This window comes from Lacinutrix sp. MEBiC02595, from assembly GCF_053601555.1.
On sequence record NZ_JBSHNU010000217.1, the window covers coordinates 306,580 to 333,413 of the forward strand.

General features: G+C 32.8%; 29 protein-coding genes. 28 read left to right on the forward strand and 1 reads right to left on the reverse strand.

What is annotated here, in order from left to right; translation table 11 throughout:
- Positions 1-30 precede the first annotated feature (30 nt).
- From ACVCZW_RS09160 to ACVCZW_RS09240, 17 genes are all read left to right on the forward strand, one after another.
- Positions 31-972 (forward strand): NADP-dependent oxidoreductase, encoded by a 942-nt coding sequence (locus ACVCZW_RS09160; RefSeq protein WP_452229907.1) that lies wholly within the window; start codon positions 31-33, stop codon positions 970-972.
- Positions 973-1,001: 29 nt separating this feature from the next.
- Entirely contained in the window at positions 1,002-1,628 is a 627-nt protein-coding gene (locus ACVCZW_RS09165; RefSeq protein ID WP_452229908.1) for a putative quinol monooxygenase, read from the forward strand.
- Between the two features lie 44 nt (positions 1,629-1,672).
- Positions 1,673-3,163 carry an aldehyde dehydrogenase family protein gene (locus ACVCZW_RS09170; protein ID WP_452232225.1) on the forward strand — a complete coding sequence of 497 codons (1,491 nt, stop codon included), beginning with the start codon at positions 1,673-1,675 and terminating at the stop codon, positions 3,161-3,163.
- Between the two features lie 185 nt (positions 3,164-3,348).
- Complete coding sequence (locus ACVCZW_RS09175; RefSeq protein ID WP_452229910.1) at positions 3,349-3,969, forward strand: MarC family protein; 621 nt, start codon at positions 3,349-3,351, stop codon at positions 3,967-3,969.
- 97 nt (positions 3,970-4,066) lie between these two features.
- A complete protein-coding gene (locus tag ACVCZW_RS09180) occupies positions 4,067-4,663 on the forward strand; it encodes an NAD(P)H-dependent oxidoreductase (protein WP_452232226.1) in 597 nt (198 codons plus the stop codon).
- 3 nt (positions 4,664-4,666) lie between these two features.
- Positions 4,667-6,559, forward strand: a complete 1,893-nt coding sequence (locus ACVCZW_RS09185; RefSeq protein WP_452232227.1) for a monovalent cation:proton antiporter-2 (CPA2) family protein — start codon at positions 4,667-4,669, stop codon at positions 6,557-6,559.
- Complete coding sequence (locus ACVCZW_RS09190) at positions 6,559-7,440, forward strand: helix-turn-helix domain-containing protein (RefSeq protein WP_452232228.1); 882 nt, start codon at positions 6,559-6,561, stop codon at positions 7,438-7,440. Before ACVCZW_RS09185 ends, ACVCZW_RS09190 begins: the two co-directional genes overlap by 1 nt.
- Positions 7,441-7,531: 91 nt before the next feature.
- Positions 7,532-7,726 (forward strand): hypothetical protein, encoded by a 195-nt coding sequence (locus ACVCZW_RS09195; RefSeq protein WP_452232229.1) that lies wholly within the window; start codon positions 7,532-7,534, stop codon positions 7,724-7,726.
- A gap of 8 nt (positions 7,727-7,734) precedes the next feature.
- The gene (locus ACVCZW_RS09200) at positions 7,735-8,112 is read left to right on the forward strand and encodes a nuclear transport factor 2 family protein (RefSeq protein WP_452232230.1); all 378 of its coding nucleotides are present in this window, start codon (positions 7,735-7,737) and stop codon (positions 8,110-8,112) included.
- 8 nt (positions 8,113-8,120) lie between these two features.
- Positions 8,121-8,261 (forward strand): hypothetical protein, encoded by a 141-nt coding sequence (locus ACVCZW_RS09205; protein ID WP_452232231.1) that lies wholly within the window; start codon positions 8,121-8,123, stop codon positions 8,259-8,261.
- An 18-nt stretch (positions 8,262-8,279) separates the two neighbouring features.
- Positions 8,280-8,729 (forward strand): ferric reductase-like transmembrane domain-containing protein, encoded by a 450-nt coding sequence (locus tag ACVCZW_RS09210; RefSeq protein WP_452232232.1) that lies wholly within the window; start codon positions 8,280-8,282, stop codon positions 8,727-8,729.
- 117 nt (positions 8,730-8,846) lie between these two features.
- A complete protein-coding gene (locus ACVCZW_RS09215) occupies positions 8,847-9,581 on the forward strand; it encodes a flavodoxin family protein (RefSeq protein ID WP_452232233.1) in 735 nt (244 codons plus the stop codon).
- A 155-nt stretch (positions 9,582-9,736) separates the two neighbouring features.
- Entirely contained in the window at positions 9,737-10,885 is a 1,149-nt protein-coding gene (gene egtB / locus ACVCZW_RS09220; RefSeq protein ID WP_452232234.1) for an ergothioneine biosynthesis protein EgtB, read from the forward strand.
- Positions 10,886-11,833: an L-histidine N(alpha)-methyltransferase gene (locus ACVCZW_RS09225; RefSeq protein WP_452232235.1), complete on the forward strand. Its 948-nt coding sequence runs from the start codon at positions 10,886-10,888 to the stop codon at positions 11,831-11,833.
- Positions 11,834-11,835: 2 nt separating this feature from the next.
- On the forward strand, positions 11,836-12,504 hold the full coding sequence (locus ACVCZW_RS09230) for an aspartate/glutamate racemase family protein (RefSeq protein ID WP_452232236.1): 669 nt from the start codon (positions 11,836-11,838) through the stop codon (positions 12,502-12,504).
- A 94-nt stretch (positions 12,505-12,598) separates the two neighbouring features.
- The gene (locus tag ACVCZW_RS09235; protein WP_452232237.1) at positions 12,599-13,453 is read left to right on the forward strand and encodes an SDR family oxidoreductase; all 855 of its coding nucleotides are present in this window, start codon (positions 12,599-12,601) and stop codon (positions 13,451-13,453) included.
- Between the two features lie 144 nt (positions 13,454-13,597).
- Positions 13,598-14,476 (forward strand): nuclear transport factor 2 family protein, encoded by an 879-nt coding sequence (locus tag ACVCZW_RS09240; protein ID WP_452232238.1) that lies wholly within the window; start codon positions 13,598-13,600, stop codon positions 14,474-14,476.
- A 90-nt stretch (positions 14,477-14,566) separates the two neighbouring features.
- Here ACVCZW_RS09240 and ACVCZW_RS09245 read toward each other — a convergent pair whose 3' ends face one another.
- Positions 14,567-15,304 (reverse strand): NUDIX hydrolase, encoded by a 738-nt coding sequence (locus ACVCZW_RS09245; RefSeq protein ID WP_452232239.1) that lies wholly within the window; start codon positions 15,302-15,304, stop codon positions 14,567-14,569.
- Positions 15,305-15,567: 263 nt separating this feature from the next.
- Here ACVCZW_RS09245 and ACVCZW_RS09250 point away from each other — a divergent pair, with 263 nt between their 5' ends.
- The 11 genes from ACVCZW_RS09250 (at position 15,568) to ACVCZW_RS09300 (ending at position 26,817) form a co-directional block, all read left to right on the forward strand.
- Complete coding sequence (locus ACVCZW_RS09250; protein ID WP_452229923.1) at positions 15,568-16,434, forward strand: hypothetical protein; 867 nt, start codon at positions 15,568-15,570, stop codon at positions 16,432-16,434.
- A gap of 37 nt (positions 16,435-16,471) precedes the next feature.
- The gene (locus ACVCZW_RS09255; RefSeq protein ID WP_452229924.1) at positions 16,472-17,536 is read left to right on the forward strand and encodes a substrate-binding domain-containing protein; all 1,065 of its coding nucleotides are present in this window, start codon (positions 16,472-16,474) and stop codon (positions 17,534-17,536) included.
- Between the two features lie 18 nt (positions 17,537-17,554).
- Complete coding sequence (locus tag ACVCZW_RS09260) at positions 17,555-19,078, forward strand: sugar ABC transporter ATP-binding protein (RefSeq protein WP_452232240.1); 1,524 nt, start codon at positions 17,555-17,557, stop codon at positions 19,076-19,078.
- Positions 19,079-19,096: 18 nt separating this feature from the next.
- Positions 19,097-20,065, forward strand: a complete 969-nt coding sequence (locus ACVCZW_RS09265) for an ABC transporter permease (protein ID WP_452232241.1) — start codon at positions 19,097-19,099, stop codon at positions 20,063-20,065.
- 6 nt (positions 20,066-20,071) lie between these two features.
- On the forward strand, positions 20,072-21,568 hold the full coding sequence (locus ACVCZW_RS09270) for a mannitol dehydrogenase family protein (RefSeq protein ID WP_452232242.1): 1,497 nt from the start codon (positions 20,072-20,074) through the stop codon (positions 21,566-21,568).
- Positions 21,569-22,450, forward strand: coding sequence for a carbohydrate kinase family protein (locus ACVCZW_RS09275; protein WP_452232243.1), 882 nt, complete (start codon positions 21,569-21,571; stop codon positions 22,448-22,450).
- Between the two features lie 146 nt (positions 22,451-22,596).
- Complete coding sequence (locus ACVCZW_RS09280; RefSeq protein WP_452232244.1) at positions 22,597-23,229, forward strand: TetR/AcrR family transcriptional regulator; 633 nt, start codon at positions 22,597-22,599, stop codon at positions 23,227-23,229.
- Positions 23,230-23,234: 5 nt separating this feature from the next.
- Entirely contained in the window at positions 23,235-23,720 is a 486-nt protein-coding gene (locus tag ACVCZW_RS09285; RefSeq protein WP_452232245.1) for an Mpo1 family 2-hydroxy fatty acid dioxygenase, read from the forward strand.
- Positions 23,721-23,839: 119 nt separating this feature from the next.
- On the forward strand, positions 23,840-25,180 hold the full coding sequence (locus ACVCZW_RS09290; protein ID WP_452232246.1) for a DEAD/DEAH box helicase: 1,341 nt from the start codon (positions 23,840-23,842) through the stop codon (positions 25,178-25,180).
- Between the two features lie 3 nt (positions 25,181-25,183).
- Positions 25,184-26,494, forward strand: coding sequence for a DEAD/DEAH box helicase (locus tag ACVCZW_RS09295; RefSeq protein ID WP_452232247.1), 1,311 nt, complete (start codon positions 25,184-25,186; stop codon positions 26,492-26,494).
- 185 nt (positions 26,495-26,679) lie between these two features.
- On the forward strand, positions 26,680-26,817 hold the full coding sequence (locus tag ACVCZW_RS09300; RefSeq protein WP_452232248.1) for a hypothetical protein: 138 nt from the start codon (positions 26,680-26,682) through the stop codon (positions 26,815-26,817).
- The last annotated feature ends 17 nt before the right edge of the window (positions 26,818-26,834 follow it).

Below are 26,834 nucleotides of genomic sequence, written 5' to 3' on the forward strand. Positions count from 1 at the left end.
TCAAATATAATTTTTTAAAAAATACACCATATGAAAGCTATAGTATTAACAAAAGCAGGAGGACCAGAAAACCTTCATTTAGCAGAAGTAGAAAAGCCAAGCATAAAAGAAAACGAAGTGTTAGTTGCTGTTAAAGCAATTTCATTAAACCCTGCAGATGTAAAACCAAAGTACGCTGACAAAATGTTGGATTCAATGTACGGTAAAAATCGTCCAGTTATTTTAGGATGGGATATTGCAGGAACAGTAACTGAGGCTGGTACAGCCGTTACCGATTTTAAAGTAGGTGATACTGTTTTTGGGATGGTAAACTTTCCAGGAGCAGGTAAAGCATACGCGGAATTTGTTGCAGCTCCAGAAGCGCATTTAGCACTTATGCCAAGCAACGTTTCTTTTGAAGAAGCTGCTGCGACCACTTTGGCTGCTTTAACGGCATTACAAATTTTAGAAGGAAAAATTAATAAAGGAGATAAAGTTTTAATTCAAGCTGGTTCTGGTGGAGTTGGTCATTTTGCAATTCAAATTGCAAAGAGTTTTGGTGCGTATGTTATTGCTACTGCATCAGCCAAGAACAAAGATTTTATACTGTCTATTGGAGCAGATGAAGCTATTGATTACCATACCCAAAATTTTGAAGAGGTGTTGTCTGATATAGACTTTGTTTTGGATACTCAAGGTGGTCAAGTATTAGTGAACTCCACTAAGGTTTTAAAAGATGGAGGAACAGTAATTACCACTTTTGGTATGGATATGCCCGAGGAAGCTAAAGCTATAGCAGAGAAAGAAAACAAAACGGTTTCTAATATTTTAGTGCATTCTAGCGCTAAAGATATGAACACTTTAAAAGGAATGTTAGAAAACGCAACTCTTAAACCAAATATCTATAAAACCTTTGCTTTTGAGGATATGGCAGACGCGCATAGAGAAGTTGAAAAAGGGAGAACAGTAGGTAAAGTGATTGTTACTCTTTAGAATTAATCAATAATTTAAAATCAAGTAAGATGATAAAAGTTATAGGTCAGTTTGAAGTAAAACCAGCATTCCGTTCTCAATTTAAAGAGGCTTTAATGACTGTAAAAAAGGGAAGTGTTGAAGAACCAGGATGTTTGGGTATTCGCTTGTTTGAAGACAAGCAAAATCCTAATATGTTTTTTGGATATGAATTGTTTATAGGAGAAGAGGCTGTGGCATTTCATCGTTCTCAACCCTACGAACTAAAACTAGCAGAATTAGCAAATGAAGCACTTGTAAATCCACCTAAAGCTTATGTTTTGATTGGTGAAGTTTCCGAAGAAAAAGGAGTTGAAGAGTTTAGTAGTACTGCAAATTCAGCAGAACTACGTGTTATTGCTTTGTTTGATATTAAAGCAGATGAAAACAAAAAACTGATCGCACAATACGAGAAGCAAATTCCGAATGTGAGAGCTCAATACGAGTGCGTTTCTTTTAACGCATATACGGTTTTAGAAAATCCAAATCAGTTAGTGGTTATTGAGGAATGGAAAACGCAAGAATTTGCTCAGAAGTTTTCTACAACAGACGCACTTTCTATGGAAACTGGTAAAGTGTTATCAGAAATAGTAGAACGTCCTATTCCAGAATATTTACATCAAGTAAACGAGATATAATAATTATTGATTACTAAAGATAGTAATCAAAAAAAACACTAAAAATGAAAACACAAGACGAATTACCAAATTACACGAAAAAAATATTTGTTGGTGGCGAATGGAAAGATGGAAAAGGACCAGTAATAAAAGATATAAATCCTTGGAATCAAGAAGAGTTATTCTCTTTAAATAGTGCTACGGAAGATGATGTAAATGAAGCTTTTGAAACAGCAGCTATTGCACAAAAAAAATGGGCTGCAGTATTACCTCCAGAAAAGAGCAGAATGATGCAAAAACTAGCTACGGTTGTTAGAAACCGTAAGCAAGAGTTTGCAGAATGGGCACGAAAAGAAGTAGGAGCAACCTTAGCAAAAGGTTATTTTGAAGCTGAATTGGTAGCTAGTGTTTTTGAAAGTGCTGTGCATTTACCATTATTAGTAGAAGGTAAAATTTTACCAAGAGATATAGAGGGTAAAGAATCCATTGCAGTTAGAAAACCATTAGGGGTTATCGGATTAATTTCTCCTTGGAATTTTCCAGGACAATTAACTGCGCGTACTTTAGGTCCTGCGTTAGCAGTAGGTAACGCAGTGGTTTTAAAACCAGCATCAACATCAATAGTTACTGGAGGATTAATTTTTGCTTCATTTTTAGAAGAAGCAGGTTTCCCAAAAGGATTATTGAGTGTGTTGCCTGGTGGCGGAAGTACTATTGGTACTGCAATTACCAAACATCCAATCTCAAAATTAATTTCGTTTACAGGTTCAACTCCGGTTGGTCGTCAAGTAGGAATAAATGCGTTGAGTGCGGATATTATTAAAAATATCGAATTAGAATTGGGTGGTAATAGTCCGTTTGTAGTATTGGAAGATGCTGATATTGACCAAGCTGTAGAAGCTGCTGCTTGGGGTAAATTTATGAATCAAGGTCAGATTTGTATGGCTATAAACAGAATTATTGTAGAAGATAAAGTCTATGACGAATTCACAGAGAAGTTTATCGCCAAAGTAAAAACCTTAAAACGTTTAGATATGAATGATCCGGATACGTTTGTAGGACCAATCATAGATCAAGCACAATTTGACACCGTTAAAAATTTAATAGACGAAGCTAAAGCACAAGGTTATAAAATGGCTTTAGGTGGTGAAGCAGATGGTTTACATATGCCTCCACACGTTTTTGTAGATACAGACGAAAACTGTCCGTTGTTTAAAAACGAGATTTTTGGACCTGCAGTTTCTATTACACGTGCTAAAGATATGGAAGACGCATTGCGTCTAGCTAATGCTACAGATTTTGGTTTGTCTAGTTCTGTGTTTACACAAGACGAAGCGAAAGGAATGGCATTTGCACAAGGTATTGAAGCTGGTATGACACACATTAATGACCAACCGGTTAATGATAGTGCTTATGCACCATTCGGTGGCGTTAAAAACTCAGGTTTAGGTCGTTTTAACGGACAATGGGGTGTAAAATCGTTTACCGTAGCACATTGGATTACTATTCAAAAAACACCAAGAAAATATCCGTTTAAAGCATCTGATTTTCAATAAAATATAAAAGGGTGTTTGTTTTTAATGCTGAGTTTAATATTAATTAATCTCAGCATTTCTTATATTATAAAGCGAAAAGAAATTACTTCCGTTTTTGAAGTACTATTGTATTCAAAAAAAAGACAAAATTGCTTAGGTAATACAGAACTAATTCAATTTTTTTGCAAAATAAAATTTTATAATTAATGGATAACTTAATTACATTCTCAATTACAGTATTTACAGCCTTTTTTGCTATCACTAACCCGATATCAAATATGACTGTTTTTGTTTCTTTAACACAAGGTGCAGATAAGAAAACGAAGCATGATATTAATAGAAAATCAAATATTATTGCGTTTGTAATTGTTGCGGTCTTTGTGCTTTTAGGGAAGTATATTTTCGAATTATTTAATATCAGTATTCCGGCATTTAAAATCACTGGTGGTATTTTGATCTTTTTTATTGGGTTCGATATGCTGCAATCTAAACAGTCTAATGTAAAAACATTGGACAATGTGCATGTGGATGAAAATATTGCTGTTTCTCCATTAGCGATACCAATTTTAGCAGGACCAGGAACTATTGTTACCGCAATGAATTTTGTGTCTAATGTAGAAACGATTCATATTATTTTAGTGATTCTTATATTTGGTTCCATGAGTCTATTAACCTATTTCACTTTTAGATTAAGTGATTTAATAGTTAAAATAGTTGGTCATAATGTGATATCTGTAATAGGAAAAATAATGGGTCTAATTATCGCTATCATTGGAACAGGTATGATAATTACAGGAATTAAAATTTCATTTAATTTAATGGCTTAGTTTTAGATTACTAAGAACACGAAGTGCCTCCATTTATATTATAAGCGATTAAAATTAATTTTATAATCGCTTATTTATTTAGAATTAATTTAGTCTTATGAAAAAAATACTCATTTTGTTTTCGCATCCTAAATTCGAAAAATCTAGAGTTAACCAAGCTTTAATTAATCATATTAAAGACAAAGAGCATGTAACTATTCATGATTTATACGAGGAATATCCGGATTTTAATATCGATGTTACTGTAGAAAAAGAATTACTTAATCAGCACGACATTATTATCTGGCACCATCCTTTTTATTGGTATAGTTGTCCGCCTTTAATGAAGCAATGGATTGATATGGTCTTAGAGTTTAATTGGGCTTATGGTCCAGAGGGTAATGCATTACAAGGTAAAATATGCTTAAATGCCATTACTACAGGAGCTTCTAAAGAGGTATATTGTTCCGAAGGTTATAACAGTTTTACCGTGAAACAATTTTTACGACCTTTTGAACAAACAGCAATTTTGTGCGGCATGGAATATTTTCCGCCATTTGCAGTTATGGGCACCCACAAACTTACCGATGAAGCTTTAACAGATTATAAAATAAACTACGGAAAATTAATAGATTTACTACAAGTTAATTTATCGACTAACGATTTTGAAAACAAATCGTTTATAAATGATATTCCACAACTAAATAACGCATAAAAGATGACTGGAAGTATACTTTTTGAAGCCATAGTTTTTCTTGCCGGAGCCATTATTTGTGTTTCCATAGCAAAACGATTGGGTTTAAGTTCTGTAATTGGATATCTATTAGCAGGTGTATTAATTGGTCCTTATGTTTTAGGTTTTATTGGAAATGAAGGAGATGATATTTTGCATTTTGCCGAATTTGGAGTAGTCATGATGTTGTTTTTAATCGGACTAGAAATTGAACCTAAAAATTTCTGGAACATGCGAAAAACCATAGTAGGAATGGGAGGGATACAAGTAGGAGGAACCATGTTGCTCTCTTATATTCTTTTCGCGGCATTGGGTTTTGATTGGAAAGTAGCCCTAGTTATTTCTATGGCTGTGGCGCTTTCCTCTACAGCAATTGCTTTGCAAACCATCAAAGAGAAAGGATTGATGGAAACTAATTTTGGAACGGCTTCATTTTCTATCTTGCTATTCCAAGATATTATCGTGATTTTCATGTTAGGTTTTATTCCGCTTTTAGCGAATACAGAAGGTAACGCTTCCGCGGAAAACAGCAGTGAACATGCCAATTTACTAGACAACCTTCCTATGGGGTTTCAAACTTTAGCCATTCTTTTATCGGTAATTTTAATCATTGTTGCTGGTCGTTATTTAATTGTTCCTATGCTACGAAAAGTCGCAAAAACTGGCGTTCGTGAACTGTTAATTGCAGCGGCATTTTTAATAGTTTTCGGAATTTCATTTATCATGGAATATGTTGGTATAAGTCCTGCTTTAGGAGCCTTTTTAGGTGGTGTAGTACTTTCTAATAGTGAATTTAAGCATGAGTTAGAAAGTACACTGGAGCCTTTTAAAAACTTACTTTTAGGATTGTTTTTTATGGCCGTTGGTGCTTCCATCAACTTTATTGTCATCGCTAATAGTCCATTAACCATTGGAGGAATCCTAATTGCAATTATTATTTTAAAAGCACTTGTTCTATTTATTACAGGTCATATCTTTAAATTAAAAATCGATCAAAAATTACTACTAACTTTCAGTTTAGCCCAAATTGGAGAATTTGCATTTGTATTGTTATCCTTTGCTTTCGGACTTCATATTTTGTCGCAAGAACAAATGGATATGATGCTTGTAATTACCGCGCTATCTATGTCGCTAACTCCAATAATTGGTATCTTTAATGAGCGCTTTATTCTTCCTAAAATAGGAACTAAAGAATCTATAAAACGACCAATGGATCATATTGCAAAATCACAAAAAATTATATTGGTTGGTTTTGGTCATTTTGGAAGTACAATAGGTCGTTTTATGCGTTCGCATGGTGTAGAAGCTACTATTTTAGATCATGATTCTAATCGTGTAGATTTTCTTAGAAAAATGGGATTTGAAGTCTATTATGGGGATGCAACACGATTAGATTTATTAGAATCTGCTGGAATTGCAGAAGCTAAAATCATTATTTGTGCGACCAATAAGATTAGTGTTTCTAAAGCAATTAGTAAAATTGTAAAAGAAAAGTATCCGCATGTAGAATTAATGATTCGTACTAAAAATAGATATGATGCTTATGAATTATTAAACCTAGGACATGAAAATATCTATAGAGAATCCTTAGAAACTTCCTTAACTTTAGCCAAAGATGTGCTAAGTAAAATGGGGTTTAGAAAATATACATTAAATAGACAGATTCAGAATTTCATTAAGTACGACGAAGATAGTTTAAGACGATTGGCCTCAGAACCAGAACATAAGGATAATTATATTTTTAAAGCCAAGAAAGAATTAGAACAACAAGAAAAATTCTTAAACGAAGATTTTAAACGTGGACTTGTAGACTTTGATAATCATTGGGATAGTGAACACATTAGAAAAACTTTGGAGAACGCTAACAACAAAAACTAATGCAAAAGGATATTCCGCATATAGAATTTGATTCTAAAAAACCAGACAATAGTGGTATAGAAATTATAAAAATTGAAGATTTAAATGCGCGTAAAGACGATGCAGAGGATCATCATCCCGAAAAAGCACATCAGGTTTCTTTTAATATGATTGTGTTGTACACCGCTGGTGAAAGTAAACATTTAGTTGATTTTGTTTGGCATCGGGTAAAGAAAAATACAATCATACATATTTCTAAAGGTCAAATTAATGCCTTTCAGTTTACGCCAGAATTAAAAGGTTACATCTTATTATTTACAGAACCTTATCTTAAAAAGCAGATTAATACCCTACCAAAAAATGAAATAGACAGACTCTTTAATGCGCAATTATTTTCGCCAATTATTCAGGTGCCAATAGATTCTAATGTGGAGAAATATATGAGACTGTTTGATGAAGAATATTCCAATGCTCAAGAGAATTATAATCAAGATAATACGTATAATGCACTGCATACCATTATCTTTTCAAAACTAGAACGCTTAAAGCAATATCAAACAATTCATTTAAAACGCTCGGATAAACTAAAGGCATTTTTAAACTTTAAATCGTTGTTAGCTACAAATTTTAATACAAGCAGGAATGCAGATTTTTATGCAGAAAAACTGAACATGTCTTATAAGCATCTCAATACTATTTGTAAAGAAACCGTTGCCATAACTGCTAAACAATTTATTGACGAATTTATAGTATTAGAAGCCAAACGTCTTTTAGTAAATTCTGAAATAAAAAGTTCTGAGTTGGCGTATTCCTTAGGTTTTGAAGAACCTACTAATTTTGTAAAATACTTTAAGAAGCACACTGGATTTACCCCAAATCAATTCAAAAAACAATACGATTAAGCTTTAGGGTTCGATATTTACCATTTTTACTCTTATATTCATCGTTAGGTTTGCTTTCGTTTATCTGAAATTTGTTTCAAAATATAAAATCATGTCAGATATAAAAACTTGCCCAACTTGTGGCGCAAAAGCAAAGTATAAAGTAAAAGATGCTGTTGAAACCTTTGAAGCTGTGCAAGACGAAGAAGTATTAAAAAAAGTTGGTCAGCTAAAAAAAGCAATGCAAAAGTTTAAGGAAAAAGCGGAAGCGCTAGAAAAAGAATTAGTGGAATTAAAATCAAAATAACGCAACTTATGGATATTCAAAAAAACAAAGAGAATGCTATTGCTTTCTATAAAATGGCCTACGAAGGAAATCCTACTAAAGCAGTAGCGCTTTATGTTGGTGAAGATTATAAGCAACATAATCCAATTGTTGCAGATGGTCCGCAAGCATTTATTGATTATTTTAATCGCATGCAAAAAGAATTTCCTGTAAAGTCTATGGATTTTATAAGAAGTGTTGCAGAAGGGGATTTAGTCGCTTTACATACGCATCAAATTTGGCCAGATAATGACGAGTACGTTACTATGGATTTTTTTAGATTTGATACCAACGGAAAAATTGTAGAGCATTGGGACAGCATTCAGCAAATACCAGATACTTCTATGAATAATAATACCATGTATTAAGTCATATTATGAACGTAATTAAAAAGAATTTTGGTTGGGTAATCGTTACCATACTAGCCAGTTTACCATTACTAGTTATCTTTAAAATGATAAACATCGATTTCTCTAATGGTTTATCGCTTTCCTTTGCCGAAAATGCTGTCGGATAAGGACGCACAACCGTTGAAATGTTATATCATGTTTCTGGGGAATTTGCCATTCGTTGGATGACTGCCGTATTAACCTGTACACCGTTTTTTATCCTTTTCGGAATTTCAAATCTTTTTGTACGACAAGCTATGGGAATAGCAACAGCAGTTTGGAGTTTGCTTCATTTTATTATTTTTATTGCTGCCGAAGGTTTTTTAGAAACCTTTACTCAAGTCAATTATATTGCAGGTTTTATAGCCATTTTAATATTGATTCCATTGCTGTTTACATCAAATAGAAAATCGATGAAACGACTTAAAAAGAATTGGAAAAAACTACAAAGCTATTCTTATGCTGCCATTTTATTAACCTTAATTCATGTTGCTATTTTAGATAAAACTTGGATTATTTATGCAGTTATTGTTGGTTTGGGTTTTATTCTTAGAATTCCTTTTGTGAAAAATAAAGTTATAAAGTTTCGATCCTAATCTAATACCTATAAAGTCAAGATATAAAGCGTGATTTTTTTTAAGGCAATATTTTATTCTTTTGCGTTATTCCGTATTATTCTTTTTGAATATCTTACATCGTATAAAGCATAAAATATGAAAAATCCAAATTTTAGTAATTTAAGCGTGGTATATATCAATTGTACTTTAAAAAAATCTCCCGAAACTAGTCATACGGAAACTTTGATGAATGTTTCTAAAGAAATCATGTTAAAGGAAAAGGTTAAGGTGGACGAAATTCGTTTTATAGATCATAAGGTTGCGAGTGGTGTTTATCCGGATATGACGGAGCATGGATGGGAAACAGACGAATGGCCATCTCTGTTTCAAAGAGTTATGGATGCCGATATACTTATTGTTGGAACTCCAATTTGGTTGGGAGAAAAGTCTTCTGAAGCTCAAAAACTAATTGAGAGATTATATTCCATGAGTGGTAAAACCAATGAAAAAGGACAGTATATTTTTTACGGAAAGGCTGGAGGATGCATAGTTACAGGAAATGAGGATGGTGTAAAACATTGTGCTATGGGAATTTTATATTCCCTACAGCATGTAGGATATTCTATCCCGCCTCAAGCAGATTCGGGATGGATTGGAGAAGTTGGACCAGGACCTAGCTATGGAGATAAAAAATGGCAAGACAAGAAATTAGATAATCCTATTGGTTTTAACAGCGATTTTACAAATAGAAACACAACATTTATGACCTATAATTTGCTTCATTTGGCATCTATGTTAAAAGCAAACAATGGGTATTCTAATTATGGGAATTCTAGAGAAGAATGGGATTCTGGTAAGCGTTGGGAATTTGAAAATCCGGAATATAGATAAATCCGGAAAGGCATAACTTATAAAAACAACATGAAAATTAATTTACCACATTTTAATGTATCGTTTTGTAATTTATATGTAAAAAGGAGACCAAATTATAATATTAAAAATAATATGCGAGTAGCGCATAAATAGGAGCAAAGATGAATTAAAATATGAATATTAGTAAAATATATAAGCAAACAAGACAGGTAACTATTGATTTTTGCAGTCCTTTAAAAATCGAAGATTATTCCATTCAAGTGGTACCATTTGCTAGTCCTGCAAAATGGCATTTAGCACATACTACTTGGTTTTTTGAAACCTTTATTTTGAAACAATACGTTCAAGATTATGTAGCGTTTGATCCTAATTTCAACTTTCTATTTAATAGTTATTACAACAATGTAGGAAGTAGAATATTGCAAACCAATAGAGGTAATATGTCGCGTCCCAGTACCGATGAAATCTTTGCATATAGAGCGTATGTAGATACTAAAATGCAGGATTTCTTAAAGGATGTTTCCGATAAAAAAATACTAGATTTAGTAACACTTGGTTTAAACCATGAGCAACAACATCAAGAATTATTAATTACGGATGTAAAATATATGCTTGGTCATAATCCTATTTTTCCTGCGTATCATGAAGATGCTAATCTTATAAAAGATAGCAATTCCAATTCCGAAAGCATTACCATTAAAGCTGGGTTGTATAAAATAGGTCATCAAGGCAAAGATTTTTGTTATGATAATGAATTAGGAGTGCATCAAGTATATTTGGATGATTTCGAAATAAATAATCATTTAGTTACCAATGGAGACTATTTAAAATTTATGGAATCTGGAGCCTATTCCGATTTTAATCTTTGGTTAGACGATGGTTGGTCTTGGGTAAATAAAAACCAGATCCATGCGCCAATGTATTGGCATAAAATAGAAGGAGAGTGGCACAATTATACCTTAGCAGGATTACAAAAAGTAGATAAAAATGCAATTTTAAGTCATATCAATTTTTATGAAGCCAATGCGTATGCCGAATGGAAAGGCATGCGTTTACCAACCGAATTGGAATGGGAAATTGCTTCCCAACAATTGGATTGGGGAAAACGTTGGGAATGGACCAACAGTGCGTATTTGCCATATCCGAATTTTGAAAAAGAAAATGGTGCAGTAGGTGAGTACAACGGAAAATTTATGAGTAACAAAATGGTGCTTCGTGGTGCATCTGTTGCCACTTCTAAAAACCACAGCAGACCAACATATCGTAATTTTTTTAACCCAACAGAAAGGTGGCAATTCACCGGAATTAGATTAGTGAAATAGATGATTGAAACATTTAAAAAAGAAGTAAAACAAGGATTAGATGCTAACCCTAAAACACTTCCTTCCAAATATTTTTATAACAAAATTGGCGATGCTCTTTTTGTTGAAATAATGAATCTTCCAGAATATTATCTAACACGAAGTGAATTAGATATTTTTCAAAATAAAACACAGGATTTAATAAGTGCTTTACAGCTCCATACCAATGCACATTTTGAGTTAATTGAGCTTGGTGCTGGCGATGGTTTAAAAACCAAAAAGCTTTTAAGCGCATTAGATAAACAGAATTTTGCGTTTGATTATCTTCCAATAGATATTTCTTCCAATGCATTAAGTTTATTAAAAAAAGACCTTTCAGAAACATTACCAAACGTCTCTGTTAAAACGCAACAAGGGGATTATTTTGAAATATTGGCTTCGTTAAAAAGCAGTAACAAACCTAAAGTTATTTTGTTTTTAGGTTCTAATATTGGTAATATGAAAGATGCTAGAGCTGCAGAATTCATCTATAATTTGGGAGCCAATTTAAAACCGGGAGATAAACTATTGTTAGGTGTTGATTTAATAAAAGCCAAAGAAATTGTTTTGCCAGCTTACAACGATAGTAAAGGTATTACCTCTAAATTCAATCTTAATTTATTACATCGAATGAATGAAGAATTGGGTGCGGATTTTAACCTTGATAATTTTAAACACCAACCGGAATATGATGAATCGGAAGGTATTGCGAAAAGCTATATCGTGAGTACAAAAAAACAAACGATTACTATAAAGGCTATCGAAAAATCCTATAATTTTGAAGCTGGCGAAAAAATTCACACCGAAATATCAAGAAAATATAACGATACGTTAATCGAAAAGATTATTGCTAATACAGACTTTTCTCTAGACACTAAAATACTAGATAGTAAAGGGTATTTTGCCGATTATATCTTGACAAGACATTAAAAATGCATAAACCAAAAATTGCTATATTAGGACTTGGAAGTCGCTCCACCTTATTTTATATAAGCGAATTGAATCGTTTATATAATAAAGAAAAAGGCGATTATAGTACTTGTCCGTTTTTATTACTAAACACCGATTTCAATAGCATTAATGCTTTGTTGCCAAACACTTCTAAGCAGTTAGATGCGGTTGTAAATGCATATATAAAGCAAATAGAAACTTTTGATGCACCTCATGTATTAATCCCAAATATTACGCTTCACGAAACTATAGATCGACTAGATATTACTACAAACGTACTGCATCCTATTTCTTTAAGTATTAAAAAAATGAAAGAGAACCATTGGAGTAAAGTTGTTCTGTTTGGTTCCTACTTCAGTATGCAAGCTTCCTATATAAAAGATCAATTTTCAGATAATGGTATGGAAGTAATACTTCCAACAGAAGAAGATATGCTATTTATAGATGATGTTAGAAAGCAAGTGTACAACAAAACAGAATCGGTTGCATTAATAGAGAAATATCATAGCTTAATAAATGGATATGCAGCTAAGAATCCTGTAATATTATCTTGTACAGAATTATCTATTGTAAAGCCTAACGGCAATAAAAAAGTACTAGATATGGCAGCTATACAAATAGAAGAAGCTATTAAAAAAGTAGTTACTTAAAGCCGATATTTACCATTTTTAGTAAAACATTAATCTTCTATTTATCACTAATAGGATGGATATTTGCGTACTCAAAAGATTAAAATTATAAATTATGAAAATAGCAGTAACGTCAGCAAGCGGAAAATTAGGAGCTTCCATAGTAAAAAGTCTTATTCATTTAATTGGTAAGGATAATGTAATTGGTATTGCTCGTACTCCTGAAAAAGCAGCGTATTTAGGTGTTGAAATTAGAAAAGGAGATTACAATAGTAAAGAACAGTTTGATTTAGCTTTAAAAGGTGTTGATGTGGTTTTATTAGTTTCCGGAATGGATGCACCAGATAAAAGGATCATACAGCATAGAAATGTCATTGAAGCAGCAAAGCAAAATGGTGTAAAGAAAATAGTATACACAAGTATTGTTGGAGCTGAAGAAGGAAATGCTTTTAGTCCGATAGTGCAAACCAATAGACAAACAGAAAGAGATGTTCAAAACTCAGGACTGAATTGGGTGATTGGACGAAACGGAATTTACATAGAACCAGATTTAGAATATATAGATACCTATGTAAAAGATGGTGCAATAAGCAATTGCGCCGCAGATGGTAAATGTACGTACACAAGTCGTGAGGAATTAGGTTTCGCTTACGCTAAAATGCTAACCGAAGACAAGCACAATAAGCAGATTTACAACCTTGTTGGTAATGGCATTACGCAAAGGCAATTAGCAGATTATATAAATCAAATATATGACACTAATTTAGTGTATAAATCGGTTTCGGTTGCAGATTATGCTAAAGAAAGAACAGCTGCTTTAGGTGATTTTATGGGAACTATAATTGCTGGAATTTATGAAGGTATTAAAAATGGAGCTAATGATGTAGATTCCGATTTTGAAACTGCTACAGGTAGATCGCATAAATCTGCATTGGAAATGATGAATCATTTTAAAAAGGAACAAGATTAACCGTTAATTAACCTCTAAAAACGACACAGCCTTAATTATGGTTCGATATTCACCATATTTACGGCCGTTTTTACCTTTGGTAAAGTGTATTGCTATACTAATTTTGTCTTCAGAATTTAACGAAAAAAAAACAAATAACAATACATGAAACAAACACTTTTAGCGGCATCACTAGTTTTAACATTAGGAGCTTGCAAATCGGAAAAAGGATTAGAGAATGAATCACAAATAATAAAAGAAACTAAAATGGAACTATCCATTAAAGAAAAAACGTTGGCCGTTTTAAAAAGTATTGAAACTGGTGATTCACAAGGTGTAAGTTATATTAATGCAACAAATTACAAGCAACATAACCTTGCTGTAGCCGATGGTTTAGATGGTTTTGGAGCTTTGTTAGCGCTTGCGCCAGAAGATGGTTTTAAAGTAAATACAGTACGTGCATTTGAAGATGGAGATTACGGATTTACACAAACAGAATACGATTTTTTCGGACCAAAAATAGGTTTTGATGTATTTAGATTCGAAAACGGTCAAGTGGTAGAGCATTGGGATAATTTAATCGAAAAAGTAGCTGTAAATCCAAGTGGTCACACACAAACAGATGGTACAACAATCATTACAGATTTAGACAAAACAGAAGCGAATAAAACCATAGTTGCAAACTTTGTAAGTGATATTTTAGTGAACGGTAAAATGGAAAAACTAGCAGGATATTTCGATGCCGATAATTACATACAACACAACCCAAATATTGCAGATGGTTTATCTGGTTTAGGTCAAGCTCTAGAAGCTATGGCGAAACAAGGTGTTACTATGGTGTATACAAATACCCATAAAGTATTAGGACAAGGTAATTTTGTATTAACAATTAGCGAAGGAACTTTTGCAGGACAACCAACTTCCTTTTATGATTTATTTAGAGTAGAAGCTGGTAAAATAGCAGAACATTGGGATGTAATGGAAACCATTGCACCAGAAGCAGATAGAAAAAATACAAACGGGAAATTTAACTTTCCTAAATAGTAGTTTTTTGATTAATAGCAGAAAAGAGGTTGTTTTAAAAGGCAGCCTCTTTTCATTTTTGCTATCACAACATTATCCTCTTTTATTAAATTAGATACTTATTAAATAGTTCTTCTGAAATATTTTATCATAAATATCCTTACTAAACATGTACAGTTGCGCTGGTTTTTTAGAAACGCCAACTTGTTTTTCGTCTAGTGCAATGATGTATTTTTTATTAATTAATTTTCTTCTAAAGTTTCTATTGTCGATTTCTATTCCTAGAATAGATTGATATACATCTTGTACTTCGTTTATCGTGAACTTATCTGGAAGTAATTTAAAAATGATTGGTTCTGATAAACACTTTATTTTTAAATCTTCATAGGCTTCCAAAATGATTTTTTTATGATCAAATCCTAGTTCTGGTAAATCATTAACAGGAAACCATTTTGCTTGCTTTTTGCTGTTATTGACATCTACATCTTCCGTTTTCAACAGAAAGTAATAGGCGATAGTTGTTGTTCGTAAATGAAAGGCTTCATTTTTTATCCAAATGATGTCTTTAGGGTTCATTAATCGATCCGGATTACCAAAGGCCTTAAATTGCTTTTTATATTGATTGGTTAAACCAGTTAATTCTTTTAGTACTCTAGTAGCGGTTTCGTCTAAAGTTTCTTCTTTATATACATGGTATCCAGTTAAGACATAATCATCCACTAAAACCTCTTCTTTATTTTCCGATTCTAAGAAACGTTTTATCAACAAAACATTTAAAGATTTAGTGTTTATGTCAAATCCAAATACAACACAATCCACAGATATATTTAATATTTTTTCAGATTCCATAAAATAATTTATTATAAAAACAGGTGTCTGTTTTAATAAGGACTAATATATAAAAATTTAATTAAACGTCAATAATACATTATGTTCATGATGTAAGATAATTAGTAAATACTTGATTATTATATCAATATAGCATACAAAAATGATAAAATAGAATATTATTTATAAGTAAAATTATGTTTTTCTGAATTATTTATAATACATTTGAAAAACAAACGTAAATATGACGTTTGTAAAATAGTTAACTTTTTAAAACCAAAACCATGAAAAGACAAACAAAATTATTTTTGCAGAATTCTTTAAAGGCCGAAAACAGCAAACAATCTCAAACAGTTTTAGTACTACTAAGTCTTTTAATGGTGTTGACATTTAATTTAGTTTCTGCACAAGAGGAAGAAATGGAAGACGATTATAAACCATTTAGTATCGGTGCGCATTTAAAAAACATGCATACGTGGCATGGATTTGTAGTGCATCAGGGTGTTATGATGGCGACAAATATTGAATTCAATTCTAGAAATGAAAAGTTTACGTTTGGTTTTTGGGGAGGTGCAAGTTTTTCGGGAGCAGATATTGTAAGTAATACCGGGGAAAATGTAAGTGCTCTTTATAAAGAGTTCTCTATTTATACGAAATATCGAGTTTCTGATAAATTCTTTATCGAAGCCGTTTCTCATAACAATTATACTGGTGTAGAGGAAAGAGGAGATAAATTACACTATTGGAGATATGACAAAACACAAGGCTATAATTTTGTAGATGTTAATTTAGGATATAATATAACAAATAATACACTATTGTATTTAGCAACTATTGTTGGCGGTGGTTCTGGAGATTATGAAGTAGAAGCAGATGGATCATTAACCGATTCTTGGACACACTATTTTGAAGTGAGCAGTAAGGTTTGGAAAAATAAAAATTCTAGCTTATCCCTTTTTGCTGGTGGTGCTTGGTCTTTTATAACCGATAAAACTTTTTATACAGAAGAAGCAGGAAATATTATAAATGTAGGAGCGACCTTTAATAAGCAAATCTCAATAAAAAATTATAACTTACCTGTAGATGTGACTGTTATGTGGAATCCAGAGAAAGAAAAAACCGTTTTGCAACTAGATATTACTTTATTTTAAAAACAAGACATCATTAAATTAATTAATACCAATCCTTATGAAAATTCAAAACTTACAAGTCGTTTTAAAGAAGATGTATTTGCCAATACTAGCAATTGCATTGCTTTTTAGTGTATCTAGTTGTGTCGAACAAACAGATGCTACAAAAACATCCATAAATAGTGCGGAAGATACTGGAGATATTTTTCAAAGTGATTTAGATCTTACTGGTAAAAAGATAGGCTATTGCTCACCTTCCTTAAATGCACCATACTATCAGGCATTATTGCAAAGTATTCAATCTACTGCAGAAAAAAATGGCATGGTCTTTTACGCTGCAGATGGACAAGATGATATTAGTAAACAAATAGCAGCTGTAGAAGATTTAATAACTAAAGGTGTAGATGCTTTATTATTAAACCCGAAAGATCCCGATGCTTTAGTTGGTGTTACTAAATTGGCTAAAGCTGCCGGAATTCCTGTTTTTATTATTGATAGTTCTATTGATCCTTCAGCAGAATATGTAACTACTATTCAATCTAACAATCTTGCAAATGGAGAATTAGCGGGAGAATGGTTGGTTAAAAAAATGGGAAACAAAGTCATGAATATTGCGCTATTAAGTGGTAATGCTGGAAACCCTGTTGGAAGAACTAGAAAGCAAGGTTTATTACAAGGGATTACAGAAGAGCAATTAAGAACACAAGGTAAAATTGATTTAAATATAAAAACGCAAGCATATACCGAATGGTCGTATGCTGGTGGCTTAAAAGCAATGGAAGATATTTTAGTTGCACATCCAGATATTAACGTAGTTATTACAGAATCAGATGTTTGTGTATTAGGAGCTATCAAGGCGATTGCTCAAGCAGGAAAAACAGACGACATCTTAATTGTTGCTGGAGCAGACGGACAAAAAGAGGCTATTAAATACATCATGGATACCGATTTTTACGGTTGTACCGCGATGAATAGTCCTGTGCAAATTGGTAAAAATGCTGTGAAATATGCGATTCAATATATGAATGGTAAAAGAGATTTTAAGAAAACTTCGTTTACAGCGCCATTATTAATTACTAAAGAAAATGCCGCAAAATACTACAATCCTAATGCATTGTTTTAATCCCTAATATCAAAGGATATGAAAAATTCAGAAAGTGAATATCGTCTTGAAATGACTGGAATATCAAAAAGTTTTGGTGTTGTTTCGGTACTTAAGGATGTAAATTTAAAGGTGAAACCAGGAGAGATACATGCTTTGCTAGGGGAAAATGGTGCTGGAAAATCTACTTTAATTAAAATATTAAGTGGTGTGCATCAAAAAGATTCCGGCAAGGTAGTTTTAAATGGGGATGAAATAAATCCGAAGAACACACATGAAGGACAAGTTTTAGGCATCAGTGTAGTATATCAAGAATTATCTTTAGTAAATGATTTGTCTGTTGCAGAAAATATTTACCTCCACAAATTAGGCGCTAGTAAATTCTGGATGAATTGGAAAGGAATCATGCAAGACGCACAAGAATTAATAGATTCTTTGGGTTTTAAAATTGATGCTTCAGCCAAAGTAAGAGATTTAAGTATTGTTCAAAAACAAGTGGTAGAAATTGCAAAAGCATTATCTGAAGATACTAAAGTTTTAGTTTTAGATGAGCCAACAACGGTTTTCGATCCTAACGATATTAAAAAACTATTCAACAATCTTTTTAAGTTAAAAGAAAAAGGTGTTTCTATTATTTATATCTCGCATCATTTAGATGAAATTTTTAAAATAGCCGATTCCATTACCGTGCTTCGAGATGGTGTAGATACAGGAACAATGGCTGTTAATAACACCGATAAAGATGGCGTTATTCGATTAATGATTGGTCGTGAGTTAAAAGATCTATATCCAGAAAGAAATATTAAGATTGGAGAGGTTCCAATATTTGAAGTGAAAAATTTAACTGCAAAAGATACACTAGTTCATGATGTTTCCTTTGCTGTACATCCAGGAGAAGTATTAGGTATTGCAGGTTTAGGAGGAAGTGGAAGAACAGAAACGGCTAAACTTATTTTTGGTGCAGACAAAAAGAAATCGGGAACTTTAATCTTAAACGGAAAAGAAATTAAAACAAAAACACCGGTATGTGCGGTCGGACATCAAATAGGATTTGTTTCGGAAGATAGAAAAGAAGAAGGTGTCTTTTTACCGCTATCCATTAGAAGAAATATTAGTGTTACTAGTTTTAAGTCCATTTCAAGCAGACTTGGTTTTTTAAATGTAGATAAAGAGTATGTAAATGTTTTAGACTTAATAGAAAAACTAAGTATTAAAGCCCCAAGTTCAGAAATAAAAGTTACTAATCTAAGTGGTGGAAATCAACAAAAAGTAGCTTTAGCAAAATGGTTAAGTATTGATAGTAAAGTCATTTTTATTGATGAACCAACTCGAGGCGTAGATGTAGGCGCAAAAATTGAAATATACAATTTGATTAATGAAGTTGCAGCTAAAGGTGTTGGTGTTGTCGTGATATCTTCAGATATGCCAGAAATAATGGGAATCGCAGATCGCATTCTTGTCATGCATCAAGGAACCTTTTATGGCGAATTACAAAAGGAGCAATTTTCCGAAGAAAACATATTGCGTTACTCTATTGGTGAACCATTAAAACAACTAAACTAATTATAAAAAACTCACGTTATGACTTCAACAATAAAACAACAGCTAAGCAGTCCTGGTGGCATCCTTAAGTTTTTAGTAAAGTATAATACTATATTTATTTTTGTTTTGCTGCTTATCTTTTCGGCATTAATTTCGGATGTGTTTTTCACTTCTGTAAATCTTTCTAACCTACTAAAACAGGTCTCAGGAATAGGGATTATTAGTATTGGTATGCTCATCGTAATTCTAACTGGAGGTATTGATTTATCTGTTGGTTCGATGGTTGCGCTACTTGCTGTAATTTTTGCTATTTTGGTAAATACAGTAATCTTGCCGGTAGCCATTATATTAACCATTATTATCGGATTTGGTTTAGGAAGCGTTTCAGGTTATCTCGTCGCTTATCAAAAAATGGCGCCTTTTGTTGCTACTTTGGCTTTAATGACTATTGCTAGAGGTTTAGGTTTTATTTATTCTAAAGGATCTCCAATTACCTTTAAAACGCCAGGCGGAGAGTTCATGTCTAATTTTGCAAACAACGCCACTTTAGGAATTCCAAATATTGCAATCGTGTTCTTCATCATTGTAATTATGGCAATGGTTATGCTGCGTTATAACGTGTTTGGTAGATTAGTGATTGCTATTGGTAGTAATGAAGAAGCTTCTCGATTATCCGGAATTAAAGTAAATAAATACAAGTTTTTAGTCTACGCTATTTCTGGCGCTTTAGCTGCAACGGCGGCAATTATTGTTGCATCTAGAACAAACTTAGGTTCTCCAAATATGGGAATGGCTTGGGAATTAGACGCTATTGCTGCTGTAGTAATTGGTGGCGCTAGTTTAAATGGTGGTAGAGGAACAGCCATAAACACCTTAATGGGAGTACTAATTTTAGGATTAATAGGAAATATTCTAAACCTTCTAAACGTACCATCCTATCCGCAACAAGTAGTAAAAGGAGCAATCATCATATTTGCTGTATTACTGCAGCGATTTGAAAATAAATAAACTGCAATGAAAAATTATAAATTAAACAATACGAATCTTTCTACTATTTCAGAAAGAGTTCCTACACCACAATACGATAGATCTAAAATAACAGCTGGTATTGTACATGTTGGTATTGGCGGATTTCATAGAGCACATGAAGCTTTTTATACCGATGAATTATTGCATGATCCAACAGTTACAGATTGGGGAATTTGCGGTATTGCATTATTAGATTTCGATACTAAAATTTATAACACACTTAAAGAACAAGATGGTTTATATACTTTAATAGTTAAGGAATTAGATGGTACGCTAACCAAACGAGTTATTGGTTCTATTGTGGAGTACTTATATGCGCCCGAAAACCCATTAAAAGTGATAGAGAAAATGGCGAATCCAGAGGTTAAAATTATCTCTTTAACCATTACAGAAGGTGGTTATAATTATGATGAAGCTACTGGTGCTTTTAATTTTCAAAATCCTTTAATTCATCAGGATTTAGAGAATCCTCAAACTCCAAAAACTATTTTTGGCTATTTAACGCAAGCTTTAAAACTTAGAAAAGAACGGACCTTAAAAGGATGCACTATTCAATCTTGTGATAATATTCAAGGTAATGGTCATTTTGCTAAAAAGATGCTTTTAAGTTATGTGCAAGTTGCCGAACCAGAATTGGTAGCATGGATTGAAGCAAACGTTTCTTTCCCAAACGCCATGGTAGATAGAATTACACCAGCGACATCTCCATTAGATATGGAGATACTAAAAGAAACTTCGGGTATAGATGATGCTTGGCCAGTAGTTTGTGAGCCTTTTAAACAATGGGTTATTGAAGACGATTTTATTGCAGGAAGACCAGCTTGGGAAACGGTTGGCGCACAATTTGTAGAAGATGTGGTTCCCTATGAAAAAATGAAATTAAGCTTACTAAATGCAGGACATTCCGTTTTAGGAATTCTTGGTGCTTTATATGGCTATTCTACCATAGATGAAGCTGCTAGTAATGCCGATATTAGTTCTTTTTTAAGAATTTATATGGGGAATGAAGTAACGCCAACTTTAGGAGATTTAGAAGGTGTGAACTTAAAAAACTATAAGTTTTCATTAATCCAAAGGTTTGGAAATACCTATATAAAAGATCAAATTGATAGAATTTGCTCGCAGAGTTCTGCTAAAATTCCAATATTCGTTTTGCCTACTATTTATAGTCAGTTAGAAAGCAAAGGAGCCATAGATCATGCCGCATTTATCATCGCTGCTTTTGCGATTTATAGTGTTGGTGTTAATGAATTTGGAACGCAACTCCTTATTAAAGATGCCATGGAAACCGTTTTAAATGAAAAAGCAATTGCATCTAGAAAGCATCCAGAAGCTTTTTTAGAAATAGAATCCATTTTTGGCAAACTTAAAGACAATACCACTTTTGTAAAAGCATATACTAGTGCATACCAAAATATTGTGCAGAACGGAATTGAGAAGTCGGTAAAGGATATTAATAGTAATGTTTTAAACGAAATTTAAATGAAAAATATAGTTTGCTTTGGCGAAGTATTATGGGATGTTTTTCCGACACATAAAAAAATAGGAGGAGCACCTTTAAATGTCGCTTTACGATTACAATCCTTAGATAATAATGTGGCTATTATTACTAGTATTGGAAATGATAAAAGAGGAAAAAAAATAGAAGCTTATATTATCGATCATGGCGTAAATACAGATAATCTTCAGGTAGATGATAAATTAAAAACGGGAAAAGTTCAAGTAATGTTGAATACAAAAGGATCCGCTTCCTATGATATTAAATTTCCTCGTGCTTGGGACAATATACAACTTAATGAAAATAATAAAAGCATAACAGAAGATGCAGATGCTTTTATTTTTGGAAGTTTAGTTGCAAGGGATGAAACCTCTAGAAATACATTATATGCGCTCTTAAAACTAGCAAAATATAAAATTTTCGATGTTAATTTAAGAGAACCTTATTACACGACAGAAGTTTTAAACCATTTGATGCAGGAAGCAGATTTCATTAAGTTTAATGATGATGAGATTTTTGAAATAGGCGAGAAGCTAAATTCCAGAACACACTCTTTAGAACAAAATATTAAATTTATAGCAGCGCATACCAACACAAAAACCATTTGTGTAACCAAAGGACGTCATGGTGCTATTTTGTATTATAACAATACCTATTATTACAATAGCGGATACCAAATTCAGGTCGTAGATACTGTAGGTGCTGGAGATTCTTTTTTAGCTACATTAATTAGTAAATTAATTAATGGCGATGATCCGCAGGAAGCAATTAATTTTGCCTGTGCCATTGGTGCTTTAGTTGCCGGTAGCGAAGGAGCAAATCCAGAAATTAAAACAGAAGACATCCATAAATTTATATATCCCTAATTCATTTTTTATTGTTGATTAATAGCGCTTAAAAGGCTTTATGTTTTACATAAGGCTTTTTTTGTATCGTAACTTGTAATAATTAGTAAGCGTTTACTAATTTATTTACTATATTAGTATTTAATTACTAATCACGTTTATTTATTGTGAAAAACAAAATTAAGATAACCGCCATTTCCTTATTTAATACCTACGGAATATCTAATGTTTCCATGAAGCAAATTGCGGATGCTTTAAACATTAGTGCTGGCAATTTAAGCTATCATTATAAAGTAAAGGAAACGCTTTTGGCTACTATTTATAAAGATATGTATGCGGAAACTTTAGATTATATCCTTCCGGAAAACACCTACATCACTTTATTTCATTTTGAAGAGATGATGCGTAAATTCGACGATCTACAACAACGCTATTCCTTTTTCTTTCATGATATCGTACATATTATAAAAACCTATCCAGAAATAGCAAAACAATATGAAGCTTCTAATCGCATTCGTTTTAAAGACGCTAGAAAACTAATCGATTATTATATCGAAACAGGAAGAATGCAACCAGAAAATGAGGCTATAGATTATAACAAAACCATTCATATGATATGGATGACAAGTACTTTTTGGCAGTCTCAAAAACTAGCCATTAATTCCAAATCCTATACGGTAAATGCTTGTCCGTCGATAGAAATGTTATGGCATTTACTTTTACCATATCTAACCGAAAAAGGTGTAGAAGAGTACCAACAATTAAGACAATTTGTAAAATTACCTAACGAAACCAAATAGAGACCATGAGAAAAATAGACGCCCTATTAACCGAATACGCCGAAAGTCATCAAAAAAAACTAAATATCGCCATACATTACATTTGTGTGCCGCTTATTTTCTTTAGCCTCATCGGTTTGTTGGCTAGTATTCCAATGCCAGAAGCTTTAACCAATGTGCTACCAAATGCAATTGTTCCTTATGCGCATTTAGGAACGGTTATAATCCTTTTTGGATTGCTGTATTATTTGCGTTTATCTATTGTATTGTTTATCGGAATGCTATTATTTTCTGCTTTAGTTTTATTGGGTATTCATCAAATTGCACAAGCAAACATAGCACCACTTTGGTTAGTTATGCTTATCCTTTTTGTGGTGGCTTGGATCGGACAATTTATCGGGCATAATCACGAAGGCAAAAAGCCATCTTTCCTAAAAGATTTACAGTTCTTAATGATTGGTCCCGCTTGGACCATGAGTCATCTATTTGATGCTTTAAAGATTAAATTTTAAATACCAAAATTGGTAGATTTATAAACAGATGGAAACGTCTGTTTTTTTATGCCGTAATACTTCCGTTTTAAAGTGTTAAAACCAACAAAACTCTACTATCTTTGCACAAAATAAAATTTATGTCACAATCATTTTCTAGTTTAGGTATTCACGCAGATTTGCAAAGTAGTTTAAAAGCGCTAAACATAACGGTACCAACAGATATTCAAGAAAAAGTAATTCCGGTAATACTATCCCAAAAAGATGATGTCGTTGCAATAGCAAAAACAGGAACAGGTAAAACTGCGGCTTTCGGATTGCCATTACTGCAATTAATAGACACGACTAAAACCAATATTCAAGCCGTAATTCTAGCGCCTACAAGAGAATTAGGACAACAGATTTATAACAACTTACAATCTTTTAATGCGGATAGTTTAAAGGTAGCTATAGCAGGTGTATTTGGAGGAATTCCTATAAAACCGCAAATAGAAACCCTAAAAGAAACCACGCATATTGTAGTGGCAACTCCGGGACGTTTAGCCGATTTAATCGAAAGAAATGCCATTAATATCAAAGACATTACCTATTTCGTTTTAGATGAAGCAGATGAAATGGTAAGCGCACACAAAGAAGGTATCGAGGCGATAATTAAGGTATTGCCAAAAACCAGAAGAACCTTATTGTTTACGGCAACCATGCCAGGAACAATCAAGCAATTGGTGCAAAATAGCTTATCTAAAAACGTGGTTACTATCGAGGCAGATATGCAAACCATTGGGCATCAAGGAATCGATCACCAATATGTGGTTGTAGAACCTATTGAAAAACTAAATGTCTTAATGCATTTTTTAAATGCGAATGAAGGTAAACGCGGAATCATTTTTTGTAAAACAAAAGCAGCAGTAAATAAACTAGCTAAAAATTTAGCAATAAATAAATTCTCTTCAGGAGCCATTCACGGAAGCTTATCCCAAGGAATTCGGGATCGAATTATGGGACAATTTCGTGAAGGACATATTAATATTCTAGTCGCTACAGATTTGGCTGCTCGTGGTATTGATGTAAAAGATTTGGCCTTTGTAGTCAACTATCATTTACCAGATACCTATGATGCGTATGTACACAGAAGTGGACGTACCGCTAGAGCAGGAGCAACCGGTTTATCTTTAAGCGTGATAAAAGAAGATGAAGTTGCAGATATTCCTGAATTTGAAACCGAATTAGGAATCACTTTCAAAGCCTACGAAAAAGCAGATGCACAAAGTATTGAAGAAAACAACGGATTACTTTGGGCTAGAAAAATATTTAAAACGAAAGTAAATAGAGATATTCCTGAAGATTTTAAAGGAAAAATAAAAACCATTTTTCATCATTTAACCAAAGAAGAATTGGTAGATAAAATCTTGTCGAATTACATTGCTGAAAATAAAACCATTGTGGAGAAACAAGAAGTGGTTAAGAAGAAAAAGAAAAAATAAAAAATGGGAAATTATTTAAAAGCACAGCAAGATATTTTAGATAAGCTGAAAATCGAAGCGCTAAATCCCATGCAGGAAGAAGCCTTATTATCTATTACAAGTACCGAAAATACCGTTTTATTATCACCAACAGGAACTGGTAAAACCGTTGCCTTTTTATTGCCAACGCTTGCCGAATTAGATAAAAACAACGCCAACGTACAGCTCTTAATTTTGGTGCCTTCTCGCGAGTTGGCCATTCAGATTGAGCAAGTAATTCGTACCATGGGAACTGGTTTTAAAGCCAATGCCGTGTATGGTGGAAGACCTTTTACCAAAGATAAAATAGATTTAGCACACACACCAGCAATTATTGTGGGAACTCCAGGTCGAGTGGCAGATCATTTACGTAAAGAAACTTTTTCTGTAGAAGATATTAATACTTTGGTTTTAGATGAATTTGATAAGTCGCTAGAAGTTGGTTTTGAAAAGGAAATGAAAGAGATTATTTCTAGTCTTCCAAATATTAAAAAACGTATTTTAACTTCGGCAACACAAGACATGGAAATTCCTCGTTTTGTCGGATTAAAAAACGAACTAGTTATCGATTATTTAGATACTAAAATTTCGAACTTAGTTATTAAAAAAGTACTTTCTCCAGATAAAAACAAGCTGCAGACCTTAGTCGATTTATTACACGATATTGGTAATAAACCCGGAATTATTTTCTGTAATTTTAAGAATACCATTCAGTATGTGAGTGATTTTTTAAACGAAAATAATATCGCACATGGCTGTTTTCAAGGTGGTATGGAACAAATTGATAGAGAACGTGCTTTAATAAAATTTAGAAACGGAACCCATCAAATAATCATTGCTACAGATTTGGCTGCTCGTGGATTGGATATTCCAGAGTTAAACTATATCATTCATTACCAATTGCCATTAAAAGCCGAAGAATTTACGCATAGAAATGGTAGAACAGCGCGTATGAATGCCGAAGGTACCGCTTATGTATTGCAATGGGAAAAAGAAAGAACACCAGATTTTATTGATACCGAAGAAATAGTTACACCAAATGGAAAAACCACTAAAATGGAAACCTTTTGGAGTACTTTATTTATTTCTGGCGGAAGAAAAGATAAGATCTCGAAAGGCGATATTGCAGGTTTGCTTTTTAAACAATGTGATTTAGATAAAAGCGAGATTGGTGTGATCGAATTAAAACAAGATTGTGCCTTTGTAGCCATACCAAAAGCGAAAGCCGAAGGTATTATTGCCAAAACAAACAACGCACGAGTTAAAAAACGTAAAGTACGTACGTATACGATTTAGATTTTTAAGTTTAATTGTGTTTTATAATAGAAAAGACCAAGTTGTGAAGCTTGGTCTTTTTTTTGGTTTTGGGTTGAAATGAAATAGATATTATATAAGTTTTTTCATTAACTGAGGAAAACCGTAAATAAATGCTATTTATCTTCTATATATTTATAAATGAACAATTTAAAACATAGAATATAATGAAAATTGAAGCGATTAAACCAGGGCCTAAACCAAAGAAAGAAGATGGTACGCCAGATAAAAGACGAAGAGTTACGCCTGAAAGTAAACCAAAACATCCAAAATTAAAACCACACAAACATAAGCCTAATGATTAAGTATTATTTTTTCAAGT